This window comes from Streptomyces sp. ISL-87 (assembly GCF_018614095.1).
GTDB lineage: Bacteria > Actinomycetota > Actinomycetes > Streptomycetales > Streptomycetaceae > Streptomyces.
Genome location: NZ_JAGGOY010000102.1, coordinates 12,327 through 34,319 on the forward strand (window position 1 = coordinate 12,327; position 21,993 = coordinate 34,319).

Sequence of the window (21,993 nt, forward strand, 5' to 3'; positions counted from 1 at the left end):
CTGGCGTGCCCGGTGCGGTGGTTCACGGCGCCGGATTCGCGGATGCGCATGCTGCGCGCGTCACCCTACCGGGAGTATGAGTGACAGTCGGCAAGTAGGATCACCACCCCCAGCTACCGCTGGGCGGTGCCCCCAGCGTAGGAGACCCCCTTCGCGCCCGGGACTTGGGGGCTCCGGTTGCCGTGTCCCGTCCGTGTCAAAGGGATTGATGCTCCGGTGAGCCAGATCGTCGTCAAACGCCCGCCGCGGTCCCTGCCGCCCGAAGTGCCTTCGGACGAGGTGAGGCTGGAGGCTCCGCCGGAACTGCCCCGGGGGCAGCAGGAGGGCATGCTGATGCAGCTCCTGCCGATGCTCGGCATGGGTTCGTCGGTCGTCTTCTTCTTCATGCCGGGTGCGGCGCCGTTCATGCGCATCATGGGTGTGCTGATGCTGGCCTCGACGGTGGGCATGGTGATCGCCCAGCTGGTGCGCTTCCGGCGCGGTACACAGGGGCAAATGGCCGATGTGCGCCGGGATTACCTCAAATACCTCGCGCAGACGCGCCGTCAGGTACGCCGGACCGGGCGCGCGCAGCGCGACGCGCAGCTGTATCTGCACCCGGCGCCGGAGCAGTTGTGGTCGGTGGTGGCCGAGGGCTCGCGGCTGTGGGAGCGGCGGGTCGGCGACGGTGACTTCGGGCAGGCCCGGGTGGGGCTGGGCGCTCAGCGGCTGGCGACGCCGCTGGTGGCGCCGGACACCGCGCCGGTGGACGAGCTGGAGCCGCTGACGGCGGGCGCGATGCAGCGGTTCCTGAAGGTGCATTCCTCGCTGGACGGGCTGCCGGTGGCGCTGTCGATCCGGGCGTTCTACCACGTGACGGTGTCCGGGGAGCCGGAGTCCGCGCGCGGGACGGCCCGGGCGCTCGTGGCGCAGCTGGCGACGCTCCACTCCCCCGAGGACCTGATGGTGGGCGTGGTGGCCGCGCCGGGCGCGGTGCCGTCGTGGGACTGGACGAAGTGGCTGCCGCACACGCAGGTCCCGGGTCAGGTGGACGGGGCCGGCACGAAGCGGCTGTTCGGCGATGACCTGGGCGAGCTGGAGGGGCTGCTGGCGTCCCGGCTGGAGGGGCGGCCGCGGTTCAGCCGCGAGGTGTCCCCGGTGCTGGACCAGCCGCACCTGGTCGTCGTACTGGACGGCGGGATGGTGCCCCCGGACTCGGTGTTCGCGGCGGCCGAGGGGCTGCAGGGCGTGACCATCGTCGAGGTGGTCGCGGGCGAGCTGGACGAGCCGCGCGGCGGGCTGTCGGTCGTGGTGCGGCCGGGCCGGCTGCGGCTGGAGTCGGGCGCAGGTGTCGCGTACGAGGGCGTACCGGACACGCTGTCGCTGCCGGCGGCGGAGGCGCTGGCCAGGCAGCTGGCGCCGCTGCGCACGGGCGGCGGCGACGATGACGAGCCGCTGCTGGCGAACCTGGACTTCACTGATCTGCTGAACCTGGGCGACGCGGCCTCGATCGACGTGGCCCGGACCTGGCGGCCGCGGTCGGCCGGCGAGCGGCTGCGCGTGCCGATCGGTGTCGGCGAGGACGGCTCCCCGGTCATGCTGGACCTCAAGGAGGCCGCGCAGGAGGGCATGGGACCGCACGGGCTGTGCGTGGGCGCGACGGGTTCCGGCAAGTCGGAGCTGCTGCGCACGCTGGTGCTGGGGCTGGCGGTCACGCACACCTCGGAGACGCTGAACTTCGTCCTCGCGGACTTCAAGGGCGGTGCGACCTTCACGGGCATGGGGCAGATGCCGCATGTCGCGGCCGTCATCACCAACCTGGCGGACGACCTCACACTCGTGGACCGCATGGGCGACTCGATCCGCGGTGAGCTCCAGCGACGGCAGGAGCTGCTGCGCTCGGCGGGCAACTACGCGAACATCCACGACTACGAGAAGGCGCGCGCGGCGGGTGCCCCGCTGGAGCCGCTGGCCTCGCTGGTGCTGGTCATCGACGAGTTCTCCGAGCTGCTGACCGCGAAGCCCGACTTCATCGACATGTTCATCCAGATCGGCCGCATCGGCCGGTCGCTGGGTGTGCATCTGCTGCTGGCCTCGCAGCGGCTGGAGGAGGGCAAGCTGCGCGGGCTGGACACGTATCTCTCGTACCGGATCGGTCTGCGGACCTTCTCGGCGGCGGAGTCGCGGACGGCGATCGGTGTGCCGGACGCCTACCACCTGCCGTCGGTGCCGGGTTCGGGCTATCTGAAGTTCGGCACCGACGAGATGACCCGCTTCAAGGCGGCGTACGTCTCGGGTACGTACCGCTCGGGCGGCCCGGATCTGTCGGTGGGCCTGTTCCCGGTGGAGCGGCGGCCCGCGCTGTTCACCGCTTCGCCGGTGCCGGTGGTGTACGCGGCTCCGGACCCGGCGTACCTGGCGGCGTCGCAGTCGCGGGAGGACGACGCGCTGGCCGACACGGTGCTGGACGTGATCGTGGGCCGGCTGGAGGGCCAGGGTGTGCCGGCGCACCAGGTGTGGCTGCCGCCGCTCGACCAGGCGCCTCCGCTGGACCAGTTGCTTCCGGCGCTGGCGCCTTCGGCGGAGCGCGGGCTGCACGCGGAGGGGTACACGCGGCCAGGCGGGCTGGTCGTACCGCTCGGCCTCATCGACAAGCCGTTCGAGCAGCGGCGCGAGGTGCTGTACCGGGACTTCGGGGGTGCGGCGGGCCACATGATGGTGGTCGGCGGTCCGCAGTCGGGCAAGTCGACGCTGATGCGGACGCTGATCTCCTCGTTCGCGCTGACGCACACCCCGCGCGAGGTGCAGTTCTACGGGCTGGACTTCGGCGGCGGCAGCCTGTCGTCGGTCGCCGAGCTCCCGCACGTGGGCGGGATCGCCTCGCGGCTGGACCCGGAGCGGGTGCGGCGCACGGTCGCGGAGGTGGGGGGCATCCTCAACCGGCGCGAGGAGTTCTTCCGCTCCAACAACATCGACTCCATCGGTACGTACCGGCGGCTGCGGGCGGCCGGTGAGCTGCCCGGTGAGCCGTGGGGCGACGTGTTCCTGGTGGTGGACGGCTGGGGCGGCTTCCGGGGCGAGTACGAGGGCCTGGAGCAGGTGGTCACGGACATCGCGGCCCGCGGGCTGGGCTACGGCATCCACGTGGTGATCACGGCGGCCCGGTACATGGAGGTGCGGGCCGCGCTCAAGGACCAGATGCTCAGCCGGCTGGAGCTGCGGCTCGGCGATGTCATGGACTCCGAGTTCGACCGCAAGGTCGCGGCGAACGTGCCGACCGGGATGCCGGGCCGCGGGCAGGTCGCGGAGAAGCTGCACTTCCTGGGTGCGCTCCCGCGGATCGACGGCTCGCACGAGGCTGCGGACCTGTCGCAGGCCACGGCCGCGTTCGTGGCGGCGGTGAAGTCGAACTGGGCGGGGGCCGCGGCTCCCGGGGTACGGCTGCTGCCGCGGCTGCTGCACGCCGACCAGCTGCCCAAGGGCGGGGAGTTCCCCGGCCGCGGGATCTCGATCGGCATCGACGAGACCGACCTGGAGCCGGTGTTCCTCGACTTCGAGACGGATCCGTTCCTGCTCGTCTTCGGCGAGAGCGAGTCCGGCAAGACGAACCTGCTGCGGCTGATCGCCCAGCGGATCGCGGAGCGGTACCGCCCGGACCAGGCGAAGCTCGTCGTGGGCGACTACCGGCGCGGCCTGCTCGGGGCGCTTCCGGAGGAGCACCTGCTGGAGTACGCGCCGATGTCGAGCTCGCTGCAGATGCACATGGAGGCGCTGGGCGGGGTGTTCGCCCGCCGGCAGCCGCCGGCCGACGTCACCCCGCAGCAGCTGCGCGACCGCAGCTGGTGGACGGGCCCGGACGTGTTCATCGTCATCGACGACTTCGACCTCGTGGCCACCAGCCAGGGCAACCCGCTGGCGCAGCTGGTGGAGTTCCTGCCGTTCGCCCGGGACACCGGCGTCCGCTTCATCATCGCGCGCAACTCGGCGGGGGCCTCGCGGTCGCTGTACGAGCCGTTCATGCAGCGGATCAAGGAGCTGGGGGCGCAGGGTCTGGTGCTGTCCGGAGACCCGTCCGAGGGCGATCTCGTCGGAAATGTCCGTCCGCGTCCGATGCCGCCGGGCCGGGCCTACTTCGCCTCGCGCAAGCGGGGGACGTCGCTGATCCAGCTGGGGCGGATGCCGGGGATGTGAGGAACTGAGATCAAGTCGTGATGCCAACCCGGGGAAACCCTCCCCTGGCGGGGTCGCAACACCGATAATCGGGAGCGAAGACCTCAGCAGCACCGCACCACACCGCGAGGAAAGGCCGCACATGGGCACTCAGCAGGAGAAGGACGAGCTGTACGCGCTCGACATCAGCGGCGTGGAGTGGGAGGGCCCGCCCGGCACCAGCCCGAGCGAGGAGCGGGTCGAGATCGCCAAGCTGCCCGGGGGCGCGGTGGCCATGCGGTCCTCGCTGGACCCGGACACCGTGCTGCGCTACACGGCCGCCGAGTGGGAGGCCTTCGTGCTCGGCGCCCGGGACGGGGAGTTCGACCTCCGCTAGCGGATCCGGATCCGGATCTGGATCCGCAGGCGCCGAGGCAGACGCGGATGCAGACGCTGATGGGGCGCGCCCGGTTCGGGCGCGCCCCATCAATGCGTTCGGACTCGGCGTACCGGGCTCAGAAGGCCTCGGTGAACAGGCGCGAGGCCTTCACGTCGGTGGCGCGGTAGTCGCCCTTGCCCTGCTCGATGAGCTGGGCGACCTTCTCCAGGGTCTGCTTCATGTGGTGGGCCCGGCCCTTGTAGTCGCGCTGGAGGCCGACGTACGCGGTGTGCGCCTCACCGTCCCAGGTGTCGGTGACGACCTTCAGCGCAGTGCCCATGGTCTCCAGATCCTTGATGATCTGGTCGGAGATCGCACGGATCCGGTCGGCCATCTGCTGGACAGTTTCATACCGGACCCGGGTGTGGCCGTCGTTACCAGACATGTTCTTCTCCTTCGCGCTGAGGTAGGGGTGACAGGCTTACGGCGCCGCGTCAGACGCCGTTGAGGCCCGAGGTGTTGCCCGGCGCGGTCATGGACTGGACGCTCTTGAACGCCTGACGGACCTCGTCGTCCTGGGCGTTGCTCAGGTTCTTGGTCTGCGACACCGCGTTGTGCAGGACCCCGAGCAGCTGACGGATCTTGTCGTGGTCCTCGTTCACCACCGTCTGCGCGGTGATGAAGCCGGAGGCACCCACACCGGTCCAGCCGGCGCTCACCGTCGCGATGATGTCGGCCAGCTCGCGGGACTGACGGGTCACAGCGTCAGCCGTGTCGGAAATCCTGTCCTTCGCCTTGACGATGGGATCGTCTGCAAGGCCGAAATTGTCATTCATCCGAAGCTCCTCACTTCTCAATTCACCGGCAGAACCGGTGGATTGCGTGGCGGAGCGGACGTTCCGTGGCATGGTATCGAGCCACGCGCACAACAGGAGTCCCCCTCCGCTTCACGCCATCCCCCGATCACAGTCGTGAAGTCTGCTGTCACTCTAGCCAGTTCGGCTGACAGGCCCAACACCGGACCCACCACTCGCCCTCGGGAACCGCGGCTGTTCACTGCAAACGGCGTCGGCGGCCGCGGGCATCCCGGACCACGGTCGCGGTCCCGGCGATGACGGCGATGAGTACGGCGCCGATCCCGAGGGCGTACGTGCCGAACCGCTCCTCGCGCTCCTGGGCCGTCTCCGTCAAGTGCATCGCGGCCGCCTCCGGGGCAGCCGCCGGGGGCGGGCCGGGGTCCGGTACGGGGGCCTTCGGCGTTTCGCGGTCCTGCGTGACCGCGCGCACCGGGTCGACGACGCCCCAGCCGACATAGTCGTCCCGGCCCTTGACCGAGCGCTCGGCGGTGCCCTCGATCTGCCAGATGACCTGCTGCGGGGTCCACGTCGGGTGCTTGGCACGCAGCAGGGCGGCGAGCCCGGCCACGTACGGGGCGGAGAAGCTGGTGCCGTTGTCGATGCACTGCCCGAAGCCCGGGACGGTGGAGACCATGTCGACGCCGGGCGCCGCCACCCCGATGAAATCGCCGGGCTGGGAGAACGCGGCCCGCTCGTTGTTGCGGTCCGAGGAGGCCACGGCCAGCACACCGGGGAAGGCCGCCGGGTAGGTCTTGCGCTTCTCGCCGCTCAGCCCGTCGTTGCCCGCCGAGGCCACCACGACGACGCCCGCCTCGACGGCCTTGCGGACGGCCTGGCCGAGCTTGGAGTCCGCGCTCAGCGGTACGTCGGTGTCCTGCGAGATGTTGATGACCTTGGCGCCCTTGGACACGGCGTGGTCGACCGCCTGGCTCAGGGTGTCGGCGTTGCCCTTGCCCTGGCCGTCGTTCTGCCGGATGGGGATGATCGTGGCCTCCGGGGCCAGGCCGACGAAGCCGGTGCCCTGCTGGGGGCGGGCCGCGATCAGCCCGGCGACCTTGGTGCCGTGCCCGACCGTGTCGTTCGTGCCGTCGCCGCCCTTGGGGTCGACGAAGTCCTTGCCCGCGCCCGTGTCGAGCGCGCCGCTGAGCTGCGGGTTGGCCCGGTCCACCCCGGTGTCGATGACCGCGACGCGGACGCTTTCCCCCTTGGCGTCCTTGCCCTTGGTCTGCGCCCAGAGCGCGTCGAGCAGCAGCCGCTGGAGGGCCCAGGGGCGGTCCGCGATCTGCTTCTTCATGGGGAAGGTGCACTCCCCGGCGCCGGCCAGGCGCAGGGCGGGGGCGTGTACCGGCTCCGGGTGCGTACGGGCCCCGGGCTGCGGTGCGGCGCCGGTGGTGCCGGACATCGCGAGGAGGGCGAGGGCCGCGGTCAGGAGGGCGCCGCGCGGGTACGTGTGCTTCGTCGACTTCATCGGCTTCGTCGGCTGGGGCATCGGCGTACTCCTCACGAACCCTGCGGCTGACGGGCGGAGTTGGTGTCCAGGCGCGGGCCCTTGGACAGGAACTCCGACCATGCGATGGGGACCATGGCCGGCACCACGCCGCCGTAGCCGAGCCGGATCTGCGCCTGGCTGGCCTCGGGCCGGCCGTCCGTGGAACCGCCCTGGGCCTGCTGGTTGGGGGCGCCGATCTTCGACTGCTCGGCGTCGCTGTCGCCGTTGGCCTGTACGGCGTACCGCAGCCCGGTGTCGGTGACGAGGAACAGGGAGCCGCCGGCGGTGGTCTGCTTGCCCTGGACCTGGGTGTAGAGCAGGCCCGAGCCCGGGGTGACGTACGAACTCGTGCCGCTCGCGGCGATGTCGATGGGGAAGCCGGTGCCGGCCCAGGTGCTCAGCGTCTGGTTGCCCTGGCCGTCGACGGCGCGCAGGACGTTGCACACGGTGTCGCGGTCGCCGGGGCCCGATCCGGAGCCCGAGCCGGGCGCGGCCGACCCCGTGGGGGTGGCGTGGTTGATCTGGGCGGACTTCCGCTGCGGCCACTTGGCCTCGGCCTTGAAGGGGGTGGCCTCCGGGTTGAGGGACTGGAGGTCCACCTCGTGGGGCTTGCCGTTCATGTTGAGGACGTCGGTCGCGGGCGAGGAGATCAGCAGCCAGGCCACGAACTCGGAGACCGGCGCGACCTTGCCGGGCAGGACGACGTAGTGCTGTGTGCCGGAACCGGTCTGCGCCAGCAGCACCATGCCGACCTTGTTGTCGGCGGTGCCCAGGCCCTGGACGCGGGCGTCCGCACCGGCCTCGGCGGGCAGCTTCGGAAACTCCAGCGCGTCACCGGAGTTGAGGGTCGCCAGCCACTCCTCGGTGACCTGCTGCGGGACGGCGCCCGTGCCGACCAGGGCGTTGGTGATCTTCCCGGCGTCCGCCGAGCCCTCGGGGAACTTGTACTTCGTACCGGCCGCGTCGACGAGGTAGCGCTCCTTGGCCGCGCCCGTGCTCTGGACGTACAGCACCTGGGTGTCGCCGACCTTGCGGCCGTCGTCCATCAGGCCCGCCTCGCGGTCGGCGAGGACGAACGCGGCGGTCTGCACGCCCTTGCCGTTGCCGCCGGGCTGCTGGCAGACGGCCCAGCGCTTGGCCTTGCCGGCGTCCTCCTTGGCGGGCAGCCGGTCGGGCGCGTAGGGGATTCCGATGATGGGGCCGCGCGGCGGCTTGCCGGCGTCCAGCACCTTGTCCTCGACCTGGATGACCTTGAACTTCTGCGGGTCCAGGAGGAGTCGGGCGGAGGCGAGGTTCAGGACGGGGTGCAGACGGGTCTGGTCCTTGCCCTTCACCTTGGTCGACAGGACCACGTACCGGGTCGTCGACTGCTTGCCGACGATCACCGTGGTGCCGGGCTCGTCCCACCCCTTGGGAGCCTGCGGCTTGAACATGCCCCAGGCACCGAAACCGGCGAGCACGAGCGTCCCGACGATCACACTGGGCAGGACCGCGCGCAACGGCCTGGGCGCGCCCTCCTCGGTGCCCGTGGCGGACGGCTGAAGGAACGCGGCCACGGTGCGCCGCTTCGCAAAGGTGTACGCGTTGAGTTCATCGCGTCGTGATGCCATGACCGCCTGCTTCTCCCCGCACAGCCCGTTCGGTGACCGCGGTCCCCGGGCCTCGATTGTCGGACCGGGCACCTACTATGCCTCTTGACGGAGGGTAGGCAGGTCCCGGGTAGGGTGCGGTGGCCGCTCAGCGCCTTCCCGAGCGGGGTAATCGGGGTAATCAGGGCTTGTTGGGGTGGATCGGGGTCCGGGGCCGTGCGGCGGATGTCGCGCGGCGGCGGGGTTCCCGGGGTCCGCCCCTGGGGCCACCTCCCAGCGGTAGCTGGGGGAGAAAGGGAAGGTGCGCGAGTGATGGCCACCGCGACGGAGCCGCAGGCGGCCGCGGCCGCACCCGTACGCGGCGGAGTGACGCCGCATCCGAGGGCCGGAGCGGGCCGGTTCGGGCCGTTCCGATTGCAACAGCTCGTCCTGCTCCAGGTCGCCGCGGCCGCGCTGCTGGTGGCGTGGGTGATCGAACCGATGCTGCTGATTCCCGCCGGTGTGCTGGCGCTGGTCCTCGTGGTCCTCGCGGTCGTACGCCGGCATCAGCGCTCGCTGCCCGACTGGATCGGCAGCGTGCTCGCGCTGCGCGCCCGGCGCCGCCGCGCCGCGTCCTTCACCTTGCCCGCGGGCACCGAGCCGGGGCTGGCGCCGCTGGTCGAGGCGGATCCGGCGCTGCGGACGCGGACGTTCAGCGATCGCGAGCGGCGCCCGGTGGGGATGATCGGCGACGGGACCTTCCTGACGGCGGTCGTCCAGGTGGACATGGACGCCACCGCGCTGCGGCCCGACCGGTCGGCGCGGCCGCTGCCGCTCGCCGTCGTACGGGACGTCCTCGAAGTGGACGGCATCCGGCTGGAGTCGGCGCAGCTGGTGCAGCACACCCAGCCGGCGCCGGCCCCGCATCTCCCCGCCCAGTCGATGGCCACCCGCAACTACGCGCCGCTCCAGGCCCGGACGGGCACTCCGGCGGTGCGGCTCACCTGGATCGCCCTCAAGCTCGACCCGGAGCTGTGCCCGGACGCGGTCGCCGCGCGCGGCGGCGGACTCGCGGGGGCGCAGCGCTGTGTGGTGCGGGCGGCGGACCAGTTGGCGAGCCGGCTGGCAGGTGCCGGGTTCCGGGCCAGCGTCCTGACCGAGCAGGAGCTGACGGCCGCGCTGGCGACGTCCTCGTGCGCGAACCCGATGGCGATCACCCAGGCGGGGCGCTCGGCCAGCACGGGACGGCGTACGGAGGAGACCGCGCGGGCGTGGCGCTGCGACGACCGGCGGCACACCACGTACTGGATAAGCCGCTGGCCGCAGTTGGGCGGCGCGGGGGCGGCACTGCCGCAATTCGTGGCGCTGCTGACCTCGCTGCCCGCGCTGGCGACGACCTTCAGCCTGACCATGTCCCCGGCCGAGCGCCACGGCGTCACGCTGACCGGGCATGTACGGGTCTCCGGGCGCAGTGACGAGGAGCTGGTGGCCGCGCGCAGGGAACTGGAGCGGACGGCGCGGGGCGTGAAGACCGGGCTGGTGCGGCTCGACCGTGAACAGGTGCCGGGGCTGCTGGCCTCGCTGCCGCTGGGAGGGGCGCGATGAGGGTGGGGTACGGGCTGGTGGGTCCGCGGCGGGAGCGGCATGTGGTGCCCGCGGCGGATCTGGACGCGCTGGCACTGCCCGTCGGGGACGACGGGGTCGTCATCGGCGTGGACGCCGAGGGGCGGTCGGCGGTGCTCGGCATCAACCGGCCGACGCCGTACGAGGTGACGCTGATCGGCGGTCTGTGGACGGCGCAGGTGCTGGCGCTGCGGGCGGCGGCCACGGGTGCGCGGGTGGCGGTGGAGACCGGGCGCGGGCAGGTGTGGTCCGGGCTGGCCCAGGCGGCGGGCGGCGGACAGCCGTGCGTGACGCTGCACGACGTGGGCAGGGTGCCGCCGCAGGGTGCGTCGGCGGGCAGCCCGGTGCTGGTGATCCGCGACTGCGGGATGCGGCCGCCGCGCGGGCGCGTGGTGGCGGGCCCCTGGCAGTCGGTGCTCACGCTGCTGCCGTACTTGAGCCCGACGGCGCCGAGGCTGCTGCGGAACTCGGCGCTGGTGGGTGTGCAGCGGGTGTCCCCGGACGAGGCGGAGCAGATCGGCGGCCTGATGAACCTGCCGCGGCGGGCGGTGGATTCACTGCCGACGCTGGGCGACGGGGTGACGCTGTGGTGCACACCGCGGGACCGGCAGTTCGTGATGACCCAGGGGACGGACGCGGAGACGGGGCTGCTGGGGGCTGCGCGGCGGATCGACTGAGCCGGGTTGCGGGCGCGGGGTTGTGGGCCGGGGGGCCGTGGTGGGGGCTTGGTGGTGTCACCGGCGCGGGTGCGGGTGGGGGTTCCGGGGGGATGGCCCATCGGTCGCCGTTTGAGGCGGCGGTGGCCGGGGGCCGGGGTGGCCTGTAGGGAGGAGTTGACGGCCGCCTGGCCCTGGTGGGGGCGACCTCACGAAGTCGGGCTGTGGCGTCCCGCAGGGTGGGGCCCGCCCATGGGGGGCGGGTTTTGGTGGCGGGGCACGATTAGGCTGAGCGTGGCGCGGTGTCGAGGTAGGCGCCAGACCAGTGTTCGACAGACCAGGAGGACCAGTGAGCGGCGATCGGAACGAGAGGCGCGGCGGGACGTGGGACGTCCCGACGGACGATCAGTCCGACGCGGAGCCCGAGGTGACGGGCGAGTTCACCATCGACTACACCCCGCCGGCCTGGTACACGCAGGGCACGGCGGCGACACCGGTCCCGAGCCTTCCTGAGGGCAGCGGCTTCAAACCCCACCACCCGTCGGACGTGACCGCGCCCCCGACGATGCGGATCGCTCCGCCGGCGCCGCGTACCCCGGCCGACGAGGGAGCCGCGCCGGCCGCGTTCACCACGCCTGCCCCTGCCCCTGCCCCGGCTCCTTTCGGGACCCCGGCACCGTTCACGGCCCCGGCCTCGGCTCCGGCTCCGGCTCCGGCTCCGGCTCCGGCTCCGGCCGACGCTCCGCCCGCGCCGTTCCCGGTCCCGGCTCCGACTCCGACTCCGGCTCCGCTCGGGGCCACGCCTCCGGCGCCGGTCGCCGAGGCGGCCCTGCCGTTCCCGGCCCCGGCGCAGGCCCCCTTCGGGACCCCCGCACCGTTCACGACCCCGGCCGGGGAAGCGTCTGCACCGCTCCCGGCCCCCGCCGAGACTCCGGCACCGGCCCGGATTGAAGCCGCGCCGACGCCGTTCGCCGCCCCGGCGGAGACCGCGGCGCCCGCACCGTTCACCACCCCTGGGCCTGCCTCCGTCGGGGGGCACGCCACCGGCCCGGCCCCGGCCGGCGAAGCGCCTGCGCCTGCTCCCTTCGGGGGACACACCCCCAGCCCGGCCACGGCCAACGGGGAAGGCACGCCCGCTGGGTCCACCGCCCCGGCACCCACCCCGGCCACGGGCGACGCTCCGCCCGCGCCGTTCGCCGCCCCGGCCCCCGCCGAGACCTCGGCTCCCGCACCGGCTCCCGAGCCGTTCACCGCCCCCGCGCCTACCTCCTTCGGGGGGCACGCCCCCGACCCGGCCCCGGCCGACGACGCACCCGCGCCTGCACCTTTCGGGGGACACACCCCCAGCCCGGCCACAGCCGACGGGGAAGGCACGCCCGCCGCGTTCACCGCCCCGGCACCCACCCCGGCCACGGGCGACGCTCCGCCCGCGCCGTTCGCCGCCCCGGCCCCCGCCGAGACCTCGGCTCCCGCACCGGCTCCCGAGCCGTTCACCGCCCCCGCGCCTACCCCCTTCGGGGGGCACGCCCCCGACCCGGCCCCGGCCGACGACGCACCCGCGCCTGCACCTTCCGGGGGACACACCCCCAGCCCGGCCCCGGCCAACGGGGAAGGCGCGCCGGCCGCGACGGCTCCCTTCGGGGGGCCGGCTCCGGCCGATGGCGTGCCCGCGCCGGTAGACGCTCCGCCCGCCCCCTCCCCGTACGCGGCGCCCGCCCCGGCGGCCGAGGCTCCCGCGCCTGCCCCCTTCGGGGGGCCCGCGCCCGTCGGGCCGTACGCGGCTCCGGCGCCGGTGCCGGGCCCCGGTGGGGAGCAGCCGTTCGGGGGGGCCGGCCGCGAACTGCCGTCGCTGCCTCCCGTGTTCTCGGGCTCCGGGCCGCAGGGCGGGTACGGGTTCCCGCACCCCGGGCCCGTACAGCCACAGCCACAGCCGCAGCCGCAGGCCCCGTACGACCCCCGCGCCGGCGCGCAGTGGCCCACCGGGCAGCCGTCCCAGCCGCAGCCGCAGCCGCAGCCGCAGCAGTACGACCCCCACCACCCGGCCGGCCAGGCCACCGGTGGGGCTCCCCTCGGCTACACCGCCGCCGTCGAGCTGTCCTCCGACCGCCTCCTGCGCGCCAAGCAGAAGCCCAAGCCCCAGCGCTCCGGCTTCCGCTTCGGCGGAAAGGCCGCCGAGGCCGAGCGCCTGCGCAAGCTGGAGCTCATCCGCACCCCGGTGATGTCCTGCTACCGCATCGCCGTCATCAGCCTCAAGGGCGGCGTCGGCAAGACCACGACCACCACCGCCCTCGGCGCCACCCTCGCCACCGAGCGCCAGGACAAGATCCTGGCCATCGACGCGAACCCCGACGCCGGCACCCTCGGCCGCCGCGTCCGCCGCGAGACCGGGGCCACGATCCGGGACCTCGTCCAGGCGATCCCGTACCTGAACTCGTACATGGACATCCGGCGGTTCACCTCCCAGGCCCCCTCCGGCCTGGAGATCATCGCCAACGACGTGGACCCGGCCGTCTCCACGACGTTCAACGACGAGGACTACCGCCGCGTCATAGAGACGCTCGGCCGCCAGTACCCGATCATCCTCACCGACTCGGGCACCGGTCTCCTGTACTCCGCCATGCGTGGCGTCCTGGACCTCGCCGATCAGCTGATCATCATCTCGACGCCGTCCGTCGACGGCGCCAGCAGCGCGAGCACCACGCTCGACTGGCTCTCGGCCCACGGGTACGCCGACCTCGTCTCCCGCTCCCTCACCGTCATCTCGGGAGTCCGCGAGACCAGCAAAATGATCAAGATCGAAGACATCGTGCAGCACTTCGAGACCCGCTGCCGCGGCGTCGTCGTGGTCCCGTTCGACGAGCACCTCGCGACCGGCGCCGAGGTCGACCTCGACCTGATGCGGCCCAAGACGCGCGAGGCGTACTTCACCCTCTCCGCCCTCGTGGCCGAGGACTTCATCCGCGCGCAGCAGCAGGCTCCCCAGCACCACTGGGGCCAGCCTCAGCAGCACCAGCCCCAGCAGCCGCAGCCCCCGGCCGGGCAGCAGCAGCAGCAGCAGCCGCCGTACGGTCAGCCCCAGGGCCAGCCCCAGTACCAGCAGCCCCCTCAGCCGCAGCAACCGCAGCAGCCCCAGCCCTACGGACAGCCCTACCCGCAGCCCGGCCAGCCGTGGCAGCCCCAGCCCCAGCCCCCGCAGCCCGGCGAACCCCCGCGCGACCCCCGCCTCGGCTGACGCGAAGAGGGCCCGTACCGTCCCACCACGGGACAGTACGGGCCCTCACTCGTTCCAGCCGGTTCAGCGCTCCGCGTCGTACTCCTCGGTCAGCAGCCGCGCCCGCTTCACGTCGTCCGCGATCGCCTCCAGCAGCCCGTCCAGCGACTCGAACTTCGCCATCCCCCGCACGTACGCGAGGAAGTCGATGGTCACGTGCATGCCGTACAGCTCCAGCCCGACCCGGTCGATCGCGTACGCCTCCACGGTCCGCTCAGTGGCGTCGAACTGCAGGTTCGTCCCCACCGAGATCGCCGCCGGCATCCGCTCTCCGCCCGCCGTCAGCCAGCCCGCGTACACCCCGTCGGCCGGGATCGCGGTGTGCGGCGCCGTCTCGACGTTCGCCGTCGGGTAGCCGAGCTCGCGCCCGCGCTGCGCACCGCGCACCACGACGCCCTCGACCCGGTGCGGGCGGCCCAGGACCTCGGCCGCGCCCTCCACATCGCCCTCGGCGACGAGCTTGCGCGCCAGGGTCGAGGAGAACGGAACGCCGCCGCCCGCCTCGCCGCGCTCCACCAAGTCCACGACGTCGACCTCGTAGTCGTACGTGGCGCCCAGCTCGCGGAGGAAGTCGACATTCCCGGCGGCCCGGTGGCCGAAGCGGAAGTTCGGGCCCTCGATGACGGCGCGGGCGTGCAGCTTGTCCACGAGCACCTTCACGATGAAGTCGGCCGGGGACAGCTGCGAGAACTCCGCCGTGAACGGCAGGATCAGCAGCGCGTCCACACCCAGCCCGGCCATCAGTTCGGCGCGCCGGTCGTAGGGGGCCAGGATCGGCGGGTGGCTGCCGGGGCGCACGACCTCGCTGGGGTGCGGGCTGAAGGTGACGACGACGGACGGGACGCCGAGCGCGCGCGCCTTGGCCACGGCCCGCCCGATGATCAGCTGATGGCCCCGGTGCACGCCGTCGTACGAGCCGATGGTGACGACGCTGCGTCCCCAGTCCTGGGGGATGTCCTCCAAGCCACGCCAGCGCTGCACTGTGACCGCTCCTCGCCCGAACCCGTGTAGTCCCTGTACTGATTGCAGGTCTAAGACTGCCATGCTGCTGCCCGGTGCCCCGCATCGGCATCTGGCTCCGGGCCGCTCCATGTCAGGTCGCGGCCCGGGCCGGGTCCGGAGGGTGGGTCAGGTCACATCAGGACCGTGGCTCCGGTCACACCCCCGCGCCTCGCGACGGTAGGCAAACGAAGATCAGCAGGAAGAGCACGCGAGGCGAAAGCGCCCCCTTACGCTCCCCGCAGTCACTCCGAGCGCCTGCTCGGACGGGTGAATAACAGGCCCCGGGTGGATAGACACCTACCCGAGGGGGGTCGTGGAGCGGTGAGCCGCCGTCGATGTGCGCTCACCGCTCCACGTCAACAAAAGAACAGCCTCAGACGAAGACCGCCAGCGACTTCGCCTTGCCGCCCTTGCTCTCCACGAGCCCGAGCAGCTCGCCCTTCGGCCCGTAGACCGCGACCGTCCTGCCGGCCTCGTACTCGTCCGGCATCTCGATCCGCACGCCGTTGGCGAGCAGCGAGGCCCGCCGGGCGTCCAGGTCCCAGCGAGGGAAGGCCGCGGCGGCCGCCTCGCCGATCGGCATGACGGTCAGCTCCTCCTGGAGCTGGTCCAGCGTCCGCGCCCGGTCGAGCTTGTACGGCCCGACCCGCGTGCGCCGCAGCGCGGTCAGGTGCCCGCCGACGCCCAGGTCGGCGCCCAGGTCACGGGCCAGAGCGCGGATGTACGTACCGCTGGAGCAGACGACGGACACGACGAGGTCGATGACCTTGGTGCCGTCCTCGGCCTCCGCGTCCCGCATGTCGTAGACCTGGAACGAGGAGATCGTCACCGGCCGGGCCGGGATCTCGAAGTCTTCGCCGTCCCGCGCGCGCTTGTAGGAGCGCACACCGTTGATCTTGATGGCGCTGACCTTGGACGGGATCTGCATGATCTCGCCGGTCAGCTTGGCGATGCCCGCGTCCACCGCCTCGCGGGTCACCCGGGAGGCGTCCGTCGAGGAGGTGGTGTCGCCCTCGGCGTCGTCCGTCAGGGTGTTCTGCCCGAGACGGATCGTGCCGAGGTACTCCTTCTCCGTCAGCGCGAGGTGTCCGAGGAGCTTGGTCGCCTTCTCGACGCCCAGCACCAGGACACCCGTGGCCATCGGGTCGAGCGTGCCGGCGTGGCCCACGCGGCGGGTCTTGGCGATCCCGCGCATCTTGGCGACCACGTCGTGCGAAGTGAAGCCGGACGGCTTGTCGACGATGACAAGGCCGTCCGGCGTCTTCCCTGCGTTGGTGCTCATTCCGCGGCTGCGTCCTCGTCGTCGTCCTCGCCCGGCTTCTTGTACGGGTCGGCGTCACCGGCGTACTGCGCGCCGGAGGACACCTCTCGTACCTGGGCGTCGGAGGAGCGCGCCTTGTCGAGGAGGTCCTCGATGGTCTTGGCGGTCTCCGGGAGTGCGTCCGCCACGAAGGTCAGGGTGGGCGTGAACTTGGTTCCCGCCGCCCGGCCGACCGCGGAGCGCAGTACGCCCTTGGCGCTCTCCAGGCCCGCTGCCGCGCTGGCCCGGTCCTCGTCGTCGCCGTAGACCGTGTAGAAGACCGTGGCCTCCCGCAGGTCGCCGGTGACCCGGGTGTCGGTGATGGTCACGTGCGTACCGAGTCGGGGGTCCTTGACACCGCGCAGCAGCTTCTCTGCCACCACCTCCCGGATGAGGTCCGCCAGCTTCTTCGCCCGCGCATTGTCGGCCACTGGTCCGTCTCCTTCTTATGTCTTGCAGTCAGTCTTCATCACCGTGGAGCTGCCGTCGTGCCGACAGCAGCTCCACTTCCGGACGCGCCGCGACCAGCCGCTCACAGCGGTCCAGTACGTCCGACACGAACCCCGCGTCCCCACTCACCAGGGCGACCCCTATACGGGCCCTGCGGTGCAGGTCCTGGTCGCCCACCTCAGCCGCGCTCACGGAGAACTTGCGTTGGAGCTCGGCAACGATGGGCCGGACGACGGAGCGTTTCTCCTTCAGCGAATGAACGTCGCCGAGGAGCAGATCGAAGGACAGAGTCCCCACGTACATGCAGTTCCGGATATCCCGCCGGTGCGGGTTCGGTGGCCTGCCGGCCAACGCGCGGCAGGGTCACCAGAACCGTACACGCAACGGCCGGGGCCGATCGACGGATATTCCGCCGACCGGCCCCGGTGCTGCGAGTCCTACGACTCGACCTACGACACGGTGCGAACCGCCTCGCGCTTACGCGCGGGGCTTCTCGCGCATCTCGTACGTCGCGATGACGTCGTCGATCTTGATGTCGTTGTAGCTGCCGAGGTTGATACCGCCCTCGAAGCCTTCGCGAATCTCGGTGACGTCGTCCTTGAAGCGGCGCAGACCGGAGATGGTGAGGTTCTCGGCGATGACCTTGCCATCGCGCAGGAGCCGCGCCTTGGTGTTGCGCTTGACCTCGCCGGAGCGGATGAGAACACCGGCGATGTTGCCCAGCTTGGACGAGCGGAAGATCTCGCGGACCTCCGCCGTACCGAGCTCGACCTCTTCGTACTCCGGCTTGAGGAGACCCTTCAGGGCCGCCTCGATCTCCTCGATGGCCTGGTAGATCACCGAGTAGTAGCGGACGTCGACGCCCTCGCGGTCCGCCATCTGCGCGGCACGGCCGGCCGCACGGACGTTGTAACCGATGACGATGGCGTCGGAGCCCATCGCCAGCGAGATGTCGGACTCGGTGACCGCACCCACACCGCGGTGCAGGACGCGGATGTCGACCTCTTCACCGACGTCGAGCTGGAGCAGCGAGGACTCGAGAGCCTCGACCGCACCGGACGCGTCGCCCTTGATGATGAGGTTGAGTTCCTGGACCAGACCGGCCTTGAGGACCGAGTCGAGGTCTTCCAGGGACACCCGGCGGACGCGCTTGGCGAAGTTGGCGTTGCGCTCACGCGCAGCACGCTTCTCGGCGATCTGACGGGCCGTACGGTCCTCGTCGACGACGAGGAAGTTGTCGCCGGCGCCGGGGACGTTGGTGAGACCCAGGACCAGGACGGGGGTCGACGGACCCGCTTCCTCGACGTTGTTGCCCTTGTCGTCGAGCATGGCGCGCACTCGGCCGTAGGCGTCGCCCACGACCATCGTGTCGCCGACGCGGAGGGTACCGCGCTGGACGAGGACGGTGGCGACGGCACCGCGGCCGCGGTCGAGGTGGGACTCGATCGCAATACCCTGAGCGTCCTGCTCCGGGTTGGCGCGGAGGTCGAGCGAGGCGTCGGCGGTGAGGACGACGGCCTCGAGCAGGGAGTCGATGTGCAGACCCTGCTTGGCGGAGATGTCGACGAACATCGTGTCGCCGCCGTACTCCTCGGCGACCAGACCGAACTCGGTGAGCTGACCGCGCACCTTGACCGGGTCGGCACCCTCGACGTCGATCTTGTTGACCGCGACGACGATCGGGACGCCGGCGGCCTTGGCGTGGTTGAGCGCCTCGATCGTCTGCGGCATGACGCCGTCGTTGGCCGCGACCACGAGGATCGCGATGTCGGTCGACTTCGCACCACGGGCACGCATGGCGGTGAACGCCTCGTGACCCGGGGTGTCGATGAAGGTGATGCGACGCTCTTCTTCGTTGACCTCGGTGGAGACCTGGTACGCACCGATGTGCTGCGTGATGCCGCCGGCCTCGCCCGCAACGACGTTCGTCTTGCGGATGGCGTCGAGCAGTCGGGTCTTACCGTGGTCGACGTGACCCATGACGGTCACGACCGGCGGACGCGGCATGAGGTATTCCTCGCCGCCCTCGTCCTCGCCGAACTCGATGTCGAAGCCCTCGAGGAGCTCGCGGTCCTCTTCCTCCGGGCTGACGATCTGAACCGTGTAGTTCATCTCGCCGGCCAGCATCTCGAGCGTCTCGTCGGAGACGGACTGCGTGGCAGTGACCATCTCGCCGAGGTTCATCATCACGGCGACGAGCGACGCCGGGTTGGCGTTGATCTTCTCCGCGAAGTCGGTGAGGGAGGCACCGCGCGACAGGCGAACGGTCTCGCCCTGGCCGCGAGGCAGCATCACGCCGCCGACGGACGGGGCCTGCATGGCCTCGTACTCCTGGCGCCTCTGACGCTTGGACTTGCGACCACGACGGGCCGGACCGCCGGGACGGCCGAAGGCACCCTGCGTGCCACCACGGGCACCGGGACCACCGGGACGCCCGCCGAAGCCGGGACGACCGCCGCCGCCGGCACCAGCCGGACCGCCGCCGAAGCCGCCACCACCGGGACGCGGGCCGCCGAAGCCGCCGCCGCCACCGGGACGCGAGCCCGGACCGGCCGGACGACCGGCGAAGCCGCCGCCCGCGGGACGACCTGCGCCGCCACCGGGACGAGCGCCGCCCGCACCGGGACCACGGCCACCGGGGCCGCCGCCGGGACGGGGACCGGGACCACCGGCAGCGGGACGCTGCGGCATCATGCCCGGGTTCGGACGGTTACCGCCGGGAGCACCGCCAGGGCCGCCGGCACCAGGACGTGCGCCCTGCGGACGGGGCATGCCGCCCGGGGTCGGACGACCCGCACCGGGACCCTGCGGACGCGGAGCGCCACCGGGACCACCCTGCGGGCGGGGAGCACCCTGGCCGCCGCCGGCGCCGGGGGCACCGGGACGGGGAGCGCCGGCCGGACGGGGCGCCTGCGGGCGCGCCATGCCGGTGGAGCCACCAGAGGTGAACGGGTTGTTGCCCGGACGGGGACCCGCCGGACGGGCGCCCTGCGGACGCGGAGCCGCGCCACCGGGACGCTGCGCCTGGGCACCGGGGGCGGTGCCGGCCGGGCGCGGGGCGCCGGGACGAGCGCCGGCCTGGCCACCCTGACCACCCTGGGCCGCCGGACGCTGCTGCGCCGGACGGGGGCCGGGGGCCGCGGCGGCGGGACGCTCGGTGCGCGCCGGGGCGGCCGGAGCCGCCGGAGGCGCGGAGAACTCGGTCGCCACGGGAGCCGCCGGAGCGGGCTTCGGGGCGGCCGGAGCCTTGGGACCGGGACGCGGGCCGGAGGCGGCCGGAGTCACCGGGGCGCTGACGGCCGGAGCCTCGGCAGCGGCGGGCTTGGGAGCCACCGGTGCGCCGGGCTTCGGGGCAGCAGGACGTGCCGCGGCGGCCGGGGACGGCGCTGCGGGCTTTGCGGGCGCGGCCTTGCGGGGCGCGCCGGGCTTCGCAGCGGGCTTGCCGGCGTTGCCGCCGGGCCCCTGCAGTGCGTCAGTCAACTTGCGTACAACCGGCGCCTCGATCGTCGAGGACGCCGAACGGACGAATTCACCGAGTTCTTGGAGCTTGGCCATGACGACCTTGCTCTCGACCCCGAACTCCTTGGCGAGTTCGTATACCCGGACCTTAGCCACTTCGCTCCTTTTAGGTCCGGGTTACGCCGGACCGTTGCTACTTCATGGGCGTACTCATCGCGTACTCATCGAGTGCTCATCGCAATCTCGACCTACTTCCAACTCGCGAGGTACCTGACCGCACGGGGTATCCGTGCCGTTCTACGTCTTACGGTGTCGCCTCGGCCTGAACGGCCAGGACTGTGCGCAGTTCCGTCGTGTCGAGCGCTCCGGCGGACCGGAGGGCCCGGGGGAACGCCCGGCGGCGGACCGCCTGGTCGAGGCAGACCACGGCAGGGTGCACATATGCACCCCGGCCGGGCAGCGTACCGCGTGGATCGGGGACGCATTCGTCCTCGATCGCCACGATGCGCAGCAGATCGCTCTTGGCCGCTCGCTCCCGACACCCCACACAGGTTCGTTCGGGGCATGCGCGGGCTTGCGTCCGGCCAGACACGCCTAAGTCTACCTCCCCGCACCGACCTCACCCCTTCGGGCGAAAAATCGAACGGATGTTGTCGTGATCCTTACCGGATCCGGGCGGGGTCACCCGCCAGATCCGTGCATCGTGCATCCATGCGTCAGGGACCTCTGCCTCGGGATCCCTGTCTACCGGTCGGGAACCCCCGGCCGGTAGTGGTTTATTCCCGGTCCCGGTCCCGGTCCCGGTCCCGGTCCCTGTCCGCGTCCGCGTCCGGGGCCACCTCGGTGTCCGGGCGGATGTCGATGCGCCAGCCGGTGAGCCGCGCGGCGAGGCGGGCGTTCTGGCCCTCCTTGCCGATGGCCAGCGACAGCTGGTAGTCGGGCACGGTCACCCGGGCGGAGCGGGAGTCCCAGTCGACGACCTCGACCTTGCTCACCCGGGCGGGTGACAGCGCGTTCGCGACCATCTCCGCCGGGTCGTCCGACCAGTCGACGATGTCGATCTTCTCGCCGTGCAGCTCTGCCATCACGTTGCGCACGCGGGCGCCCATCGGGCCGATGCAGGCGCCCTTGGGGTTGAGGCCCGAGCGGTTGGACCGAACGGCGATCTTGGTGCGGTGACCGGCCTCACGGGCGATCGCACAGATCTCGACGCTGCCGTCGGCGATCTCCGGGACCTCCAGGGCGAACAGCTTCTTCACCAGGTTGGGGTGGGTGCGCGACAGGGTCACGGACGGACCGCGGACACCCTTCGCCACGCGCACCACGTACGTCTTCAGGCGCAGGCCGTGCGTGTACTCCTCGCCCGGCACCTGCTCCTGGACCGGCAGCATGGCTTCCATCTTGCCGATGTCCACGAGGACGTTCTTCGGGTCCTTGCCCTGCTGGACGACACCGGTGATGACGTCGCCCTCCCGCCCGGCGAACTCGCCGAAGGTCAGGTCGTCCTCGGCGTCGCGCAGACGCTGCAGGATCACCTGCTTGGCGGTCGTCGCGGCGATCCGGCCGAAGTCCGACGGGGTGTCGTCGAACTCCTTGGGCTCCTGGCCCTCTTCGAGATCCCTCGGGTCTTCCGTCGCCCACACGACCACGTGACCGTTGGTGCGGTCGAGCACGACGCGGGCGCGCCGGAAGCTGCCCTCCGTGCGGTGGTACGCGATGAGGAGGGCCGACTCGATCGCCTCGACGAGCAGGTCGAAGGAGATCTCCTTCTCCCGGACCAGACCCCGCAGGGCACTCATGTCGATGTCCAC

General features: G+C 72.0%; 16 protein-coding genes. 5 read left to right on the forward strand and 11 right to left on the reverse strand.

Annotated features, from left to right (window positions below; genetic code table 11):
* The first annotated feature begins 216 nt into the window (after nt 1-216).
* Nucleotides 217-4,170, forward strand: a complete 3,954-nt coding sequence (gene eccCa / locus J7I97_RS31205; RefSeq protein ID WP_214941667.1) for a type VII secretion protein EccCa — start codon at nt 217-219, stop codon at nt 4,168-4,170.
* A 121-nt stretch (nt 4,171-4,291) separates the two neighbouring features.
* Nucleotides 4,292-4,525 carry a DUF397 domain-containing protein gene (locus J7I97_RS31210; RefSeq protein WP_214941670.1) on the forward strand — a complete coding sequence of 78 codons (234 nt, stop codon included), beginning with the start codon at nt 4,292-4,294 and terminating at the stop codon, nt 4,523-4,525.
* Between the two features lie 118 nt (nt 4,526-4,643).
* Here J7I97_RS31210 and J7I97_RS31215 read toward each other — a convergent pair whose 3' ends face one another.
* The 4 genes from J7I97_RS31215 to eccB form a co-directional block, all read right to left on the reverse strand.
* The gene (locus J7I97_RS31215) at nt 4,644-4,952 is read right to left on the reverse strand and encodes a WXG100 family type VII secretion target (protein WP_214941673.1); all 309 of its coding nucleotides are present in this window, start codon (nt 4,950-4,952) and stop codon (nt 4,644-4,646) included.
* 49 nt (nt 4,953-5,001) lie between these two features.
* Nucleotides 5,002-5,343 carry a WXG100 family type VII secretion target gene (locus J7I97_RS31220; protein WP_214941677.1) on the reverse strand — a complete coding sequence of 114 codons (342 nt, stop codon included), beginning with the start codon at nt 5,341-5,343 and terminating at the stop codon, nt 5,002-5,004.
* Nucleotides 5,344-5,560: 217 nt separating this feature from the next.
* Nucleotides 5,561-6,853: a type VII secretion-associated serine protease mycosin gene (gene mycP, locus J7I97_RS31225; RefSeq protein ID WP_251049237.1), complete on the reverse strand. Its 1,293-nt coding sequence runs from the start codon at nt 6,851-6,853 to the stop codon at nt 5,561-5,563.
* 11 nt (nt 6,854-6,864) lie between these two features.
* Nucleotides 6,865-8,463, reverse strand: a complete 1,599-nt coding sequence (gene eccB / locus J7I97_RS31230; RefSeq protein WP_214941680.1) for a type VII secretion protein EccB — start codon at nt 8,461-8,463, stop codon at nt 6,865-6,867.
* Between the two features lie 291 nt (nt 8,464-8,754).
* Here eccB and eccE point away from each other — a divergent pair, with 291 nt between their 5' ends.
* The 3 genes from eccE to J7I97_RS40070 all read left to right on the forward strand — a co-directional run bounded on the left by eccE (nt 8,755) and on the right by J7I97_RS40070 (nt 13,932).
* Entirely contained in the window at nt 8,755-10,026 is a 1,272-nt protein-coding gene (gene eccE / locus J7I97_RS31235) for a type VII secretion protein EccE (protein WP_214941683.1), read from the forward strand.
* Complete coding sequence (locus tag J7I97_RS31240; protein ID WP_214941685.1) at nt 10,023-10,721, forward strand: hypothetical protein; 699 nt, start codon at nt 10,023-10,025, stop codon at nt 10,719-10,721. Before eccE ends, J7I97_RS31240 begins: the two co-directional genes overlap by 4 nt.
* A 328-nt stretch (nt 10,722-11,049) precedes the next feature.
* A complete protein-coding gene (locus tag J7I97_RS40070; RefSeq protein ID WP_214941688.1) occupies nt 11,050-13,932 on the forward strand; it encodes an SCO5717 family growth-regulating ATPase in 2,883 nt (960 codons plus the stop codon).
* A gap of 63 nt (nt 13,933-13,995) precedes the next feature.
* On the opposite strand, the gene J7I97_RS31250 is transcribed toward J7I97_RS40070, so the two are convergent.
* The 7 genes from J7I97_RS31250 to nusA form a co-directional block, all read right to left on the reverse strand.
* A complete protein-coding gene (locus J7I97_RS31250; RefSeq protein WP_214941691.1) occupies nt 13,996-14,952 on the reverse strand; it encodes a bifunctional riboflavin kinase/FAD synthetase in 957 nt (318 codons plus the stop codon).
* Between the two features lie 394 nt (nt 14,953-15,346).
* Nucleotides 15,347-16,255 (reverse strand): tRNA pseudouridine(55) synthase TruB, encoded by a 909-nt coding sequence (gene truB, locus J7I97_RS31255; protein ID WP_214941695.1) that lies wholly within the window; start codon nt 16,253-16,255, stop codon nt 15,347-15,349.
* Complete coding sequence (rbfA, locus tag J7I97_RS31260; protein WP_214941698.1) at nt 16,252-16,704, reverse strand: 30S ribosome-binding factor RbfA; 453 nt, start codon at nt 16,702-16,704, stop codon at nt 16,252-16,254. The genes truB and rbfA overlap by 4 nt, the downstream gene beginning before the upstream one ends.
* 28 nt (nt 16,705-16,732) lie before the next feature.
* Complete coding sequence (locus J7I97_RS31265; RefSeq protein WP_214941701.1) at nt 16,733-17,026, reverse strand: DUF503 domain-containing protein; 294 nt, start codon at nt 17,024-17,026, stop codon at nt 16,733-16,735.
* A gap of 174 nt (nt 17,027-17,200) precedes the next feature.
* Entirely contained in the window at nt 17,201-20,338 is a 3,138-nt protein-coding gene (infB, locus tag J7I97_RS31270; RefSeq protein WP_214941704.1) for a translation initiation factor IF-2, read from the reverse strand.
* 148 nt (nt 20,339-20,486) lie between these two features.
* Nucleotides 20,487-20,774, reverse strand: coding sequence for a YlxR family protein (locus J7I97_RS31275; protein ID WP_214941707.1), 288 nt, complete (start codon nt 20,772-20,774; stop codon nt 20,487-20,489).
* A gap of 184 nt (nt 20,775-20,958) precedes the next feature.
* On the reverse strand, nt 20,959-21,993 hold the full coding sequence (gene nusA / locus J7I97_RS31280; protein WP_214941709.1) for a transcription termination factor NusA: 1,035 nt from the start codon (nt 21,991-21,993) through the stop codon (nt 20,959-20,961).

Coding starts and splice junctions, on each gene's coding strand:
- J7I97_RS31210 (WP_214941670.1), top strand. CDS start 4,292: ATGGGCACTCAGCAGGAGAAGGACGAGCTGTACGCGCTCGACATCAGC.
- J7I97_RS31215 (WP_214941673.1), bottom strand. CDS start 4,952: ATGTCTGGTAACGACGGCCACACCCGGGTCCGGTATGAAACTGTCCAG.
- J7I97_RS31220 (WP_214941677.1), bottom strand. CDS start 5,343: ATGAATGACAATTTCGGCCTTGCAGACGATCCCATCGTCAAGGCGAAG.
- mycP (WP_251049237.1), bottom strand. CDS start 6,853: ATGCCCCAGCCGACGAAGCCGATGAAGTCGACGAAGCACACGTACCCG.
- eccB (WP_214941680.1), bottom strand. CDS start 8,463: ATGGCATCACGACGCGATGAACTCAACGCGTACACCTTTGCGAAGCGG.
- eccE (WP_214941683.1), top strand. CDS start 8,755: ATGGCCACCGCGACGGAGCCGCAGGCGGCCGCGGCCGCACCCGTACGC.
- J7I97_RS31240 (WP_214941685.1), top strand. CDS start 10,023: ATGAGGGTGGGGTACGGGCTGGTGGGTCCGCGGCGGGAGCGGCATGTG.
- truB (WP_214941695.1), bottom strand. CDS start 16,255: ATGAGCACCAACGCAGGGAAGACGCCGGACGGCCTTGTCATCGTCGAC.
- J7I97_RS31265 (WP_214941701.1), bottom strand. CDS start 17,026: ATGTACGTGGGGACTCTGTCCTTCGATCTGCTCCTCGGCGACGTTCAT.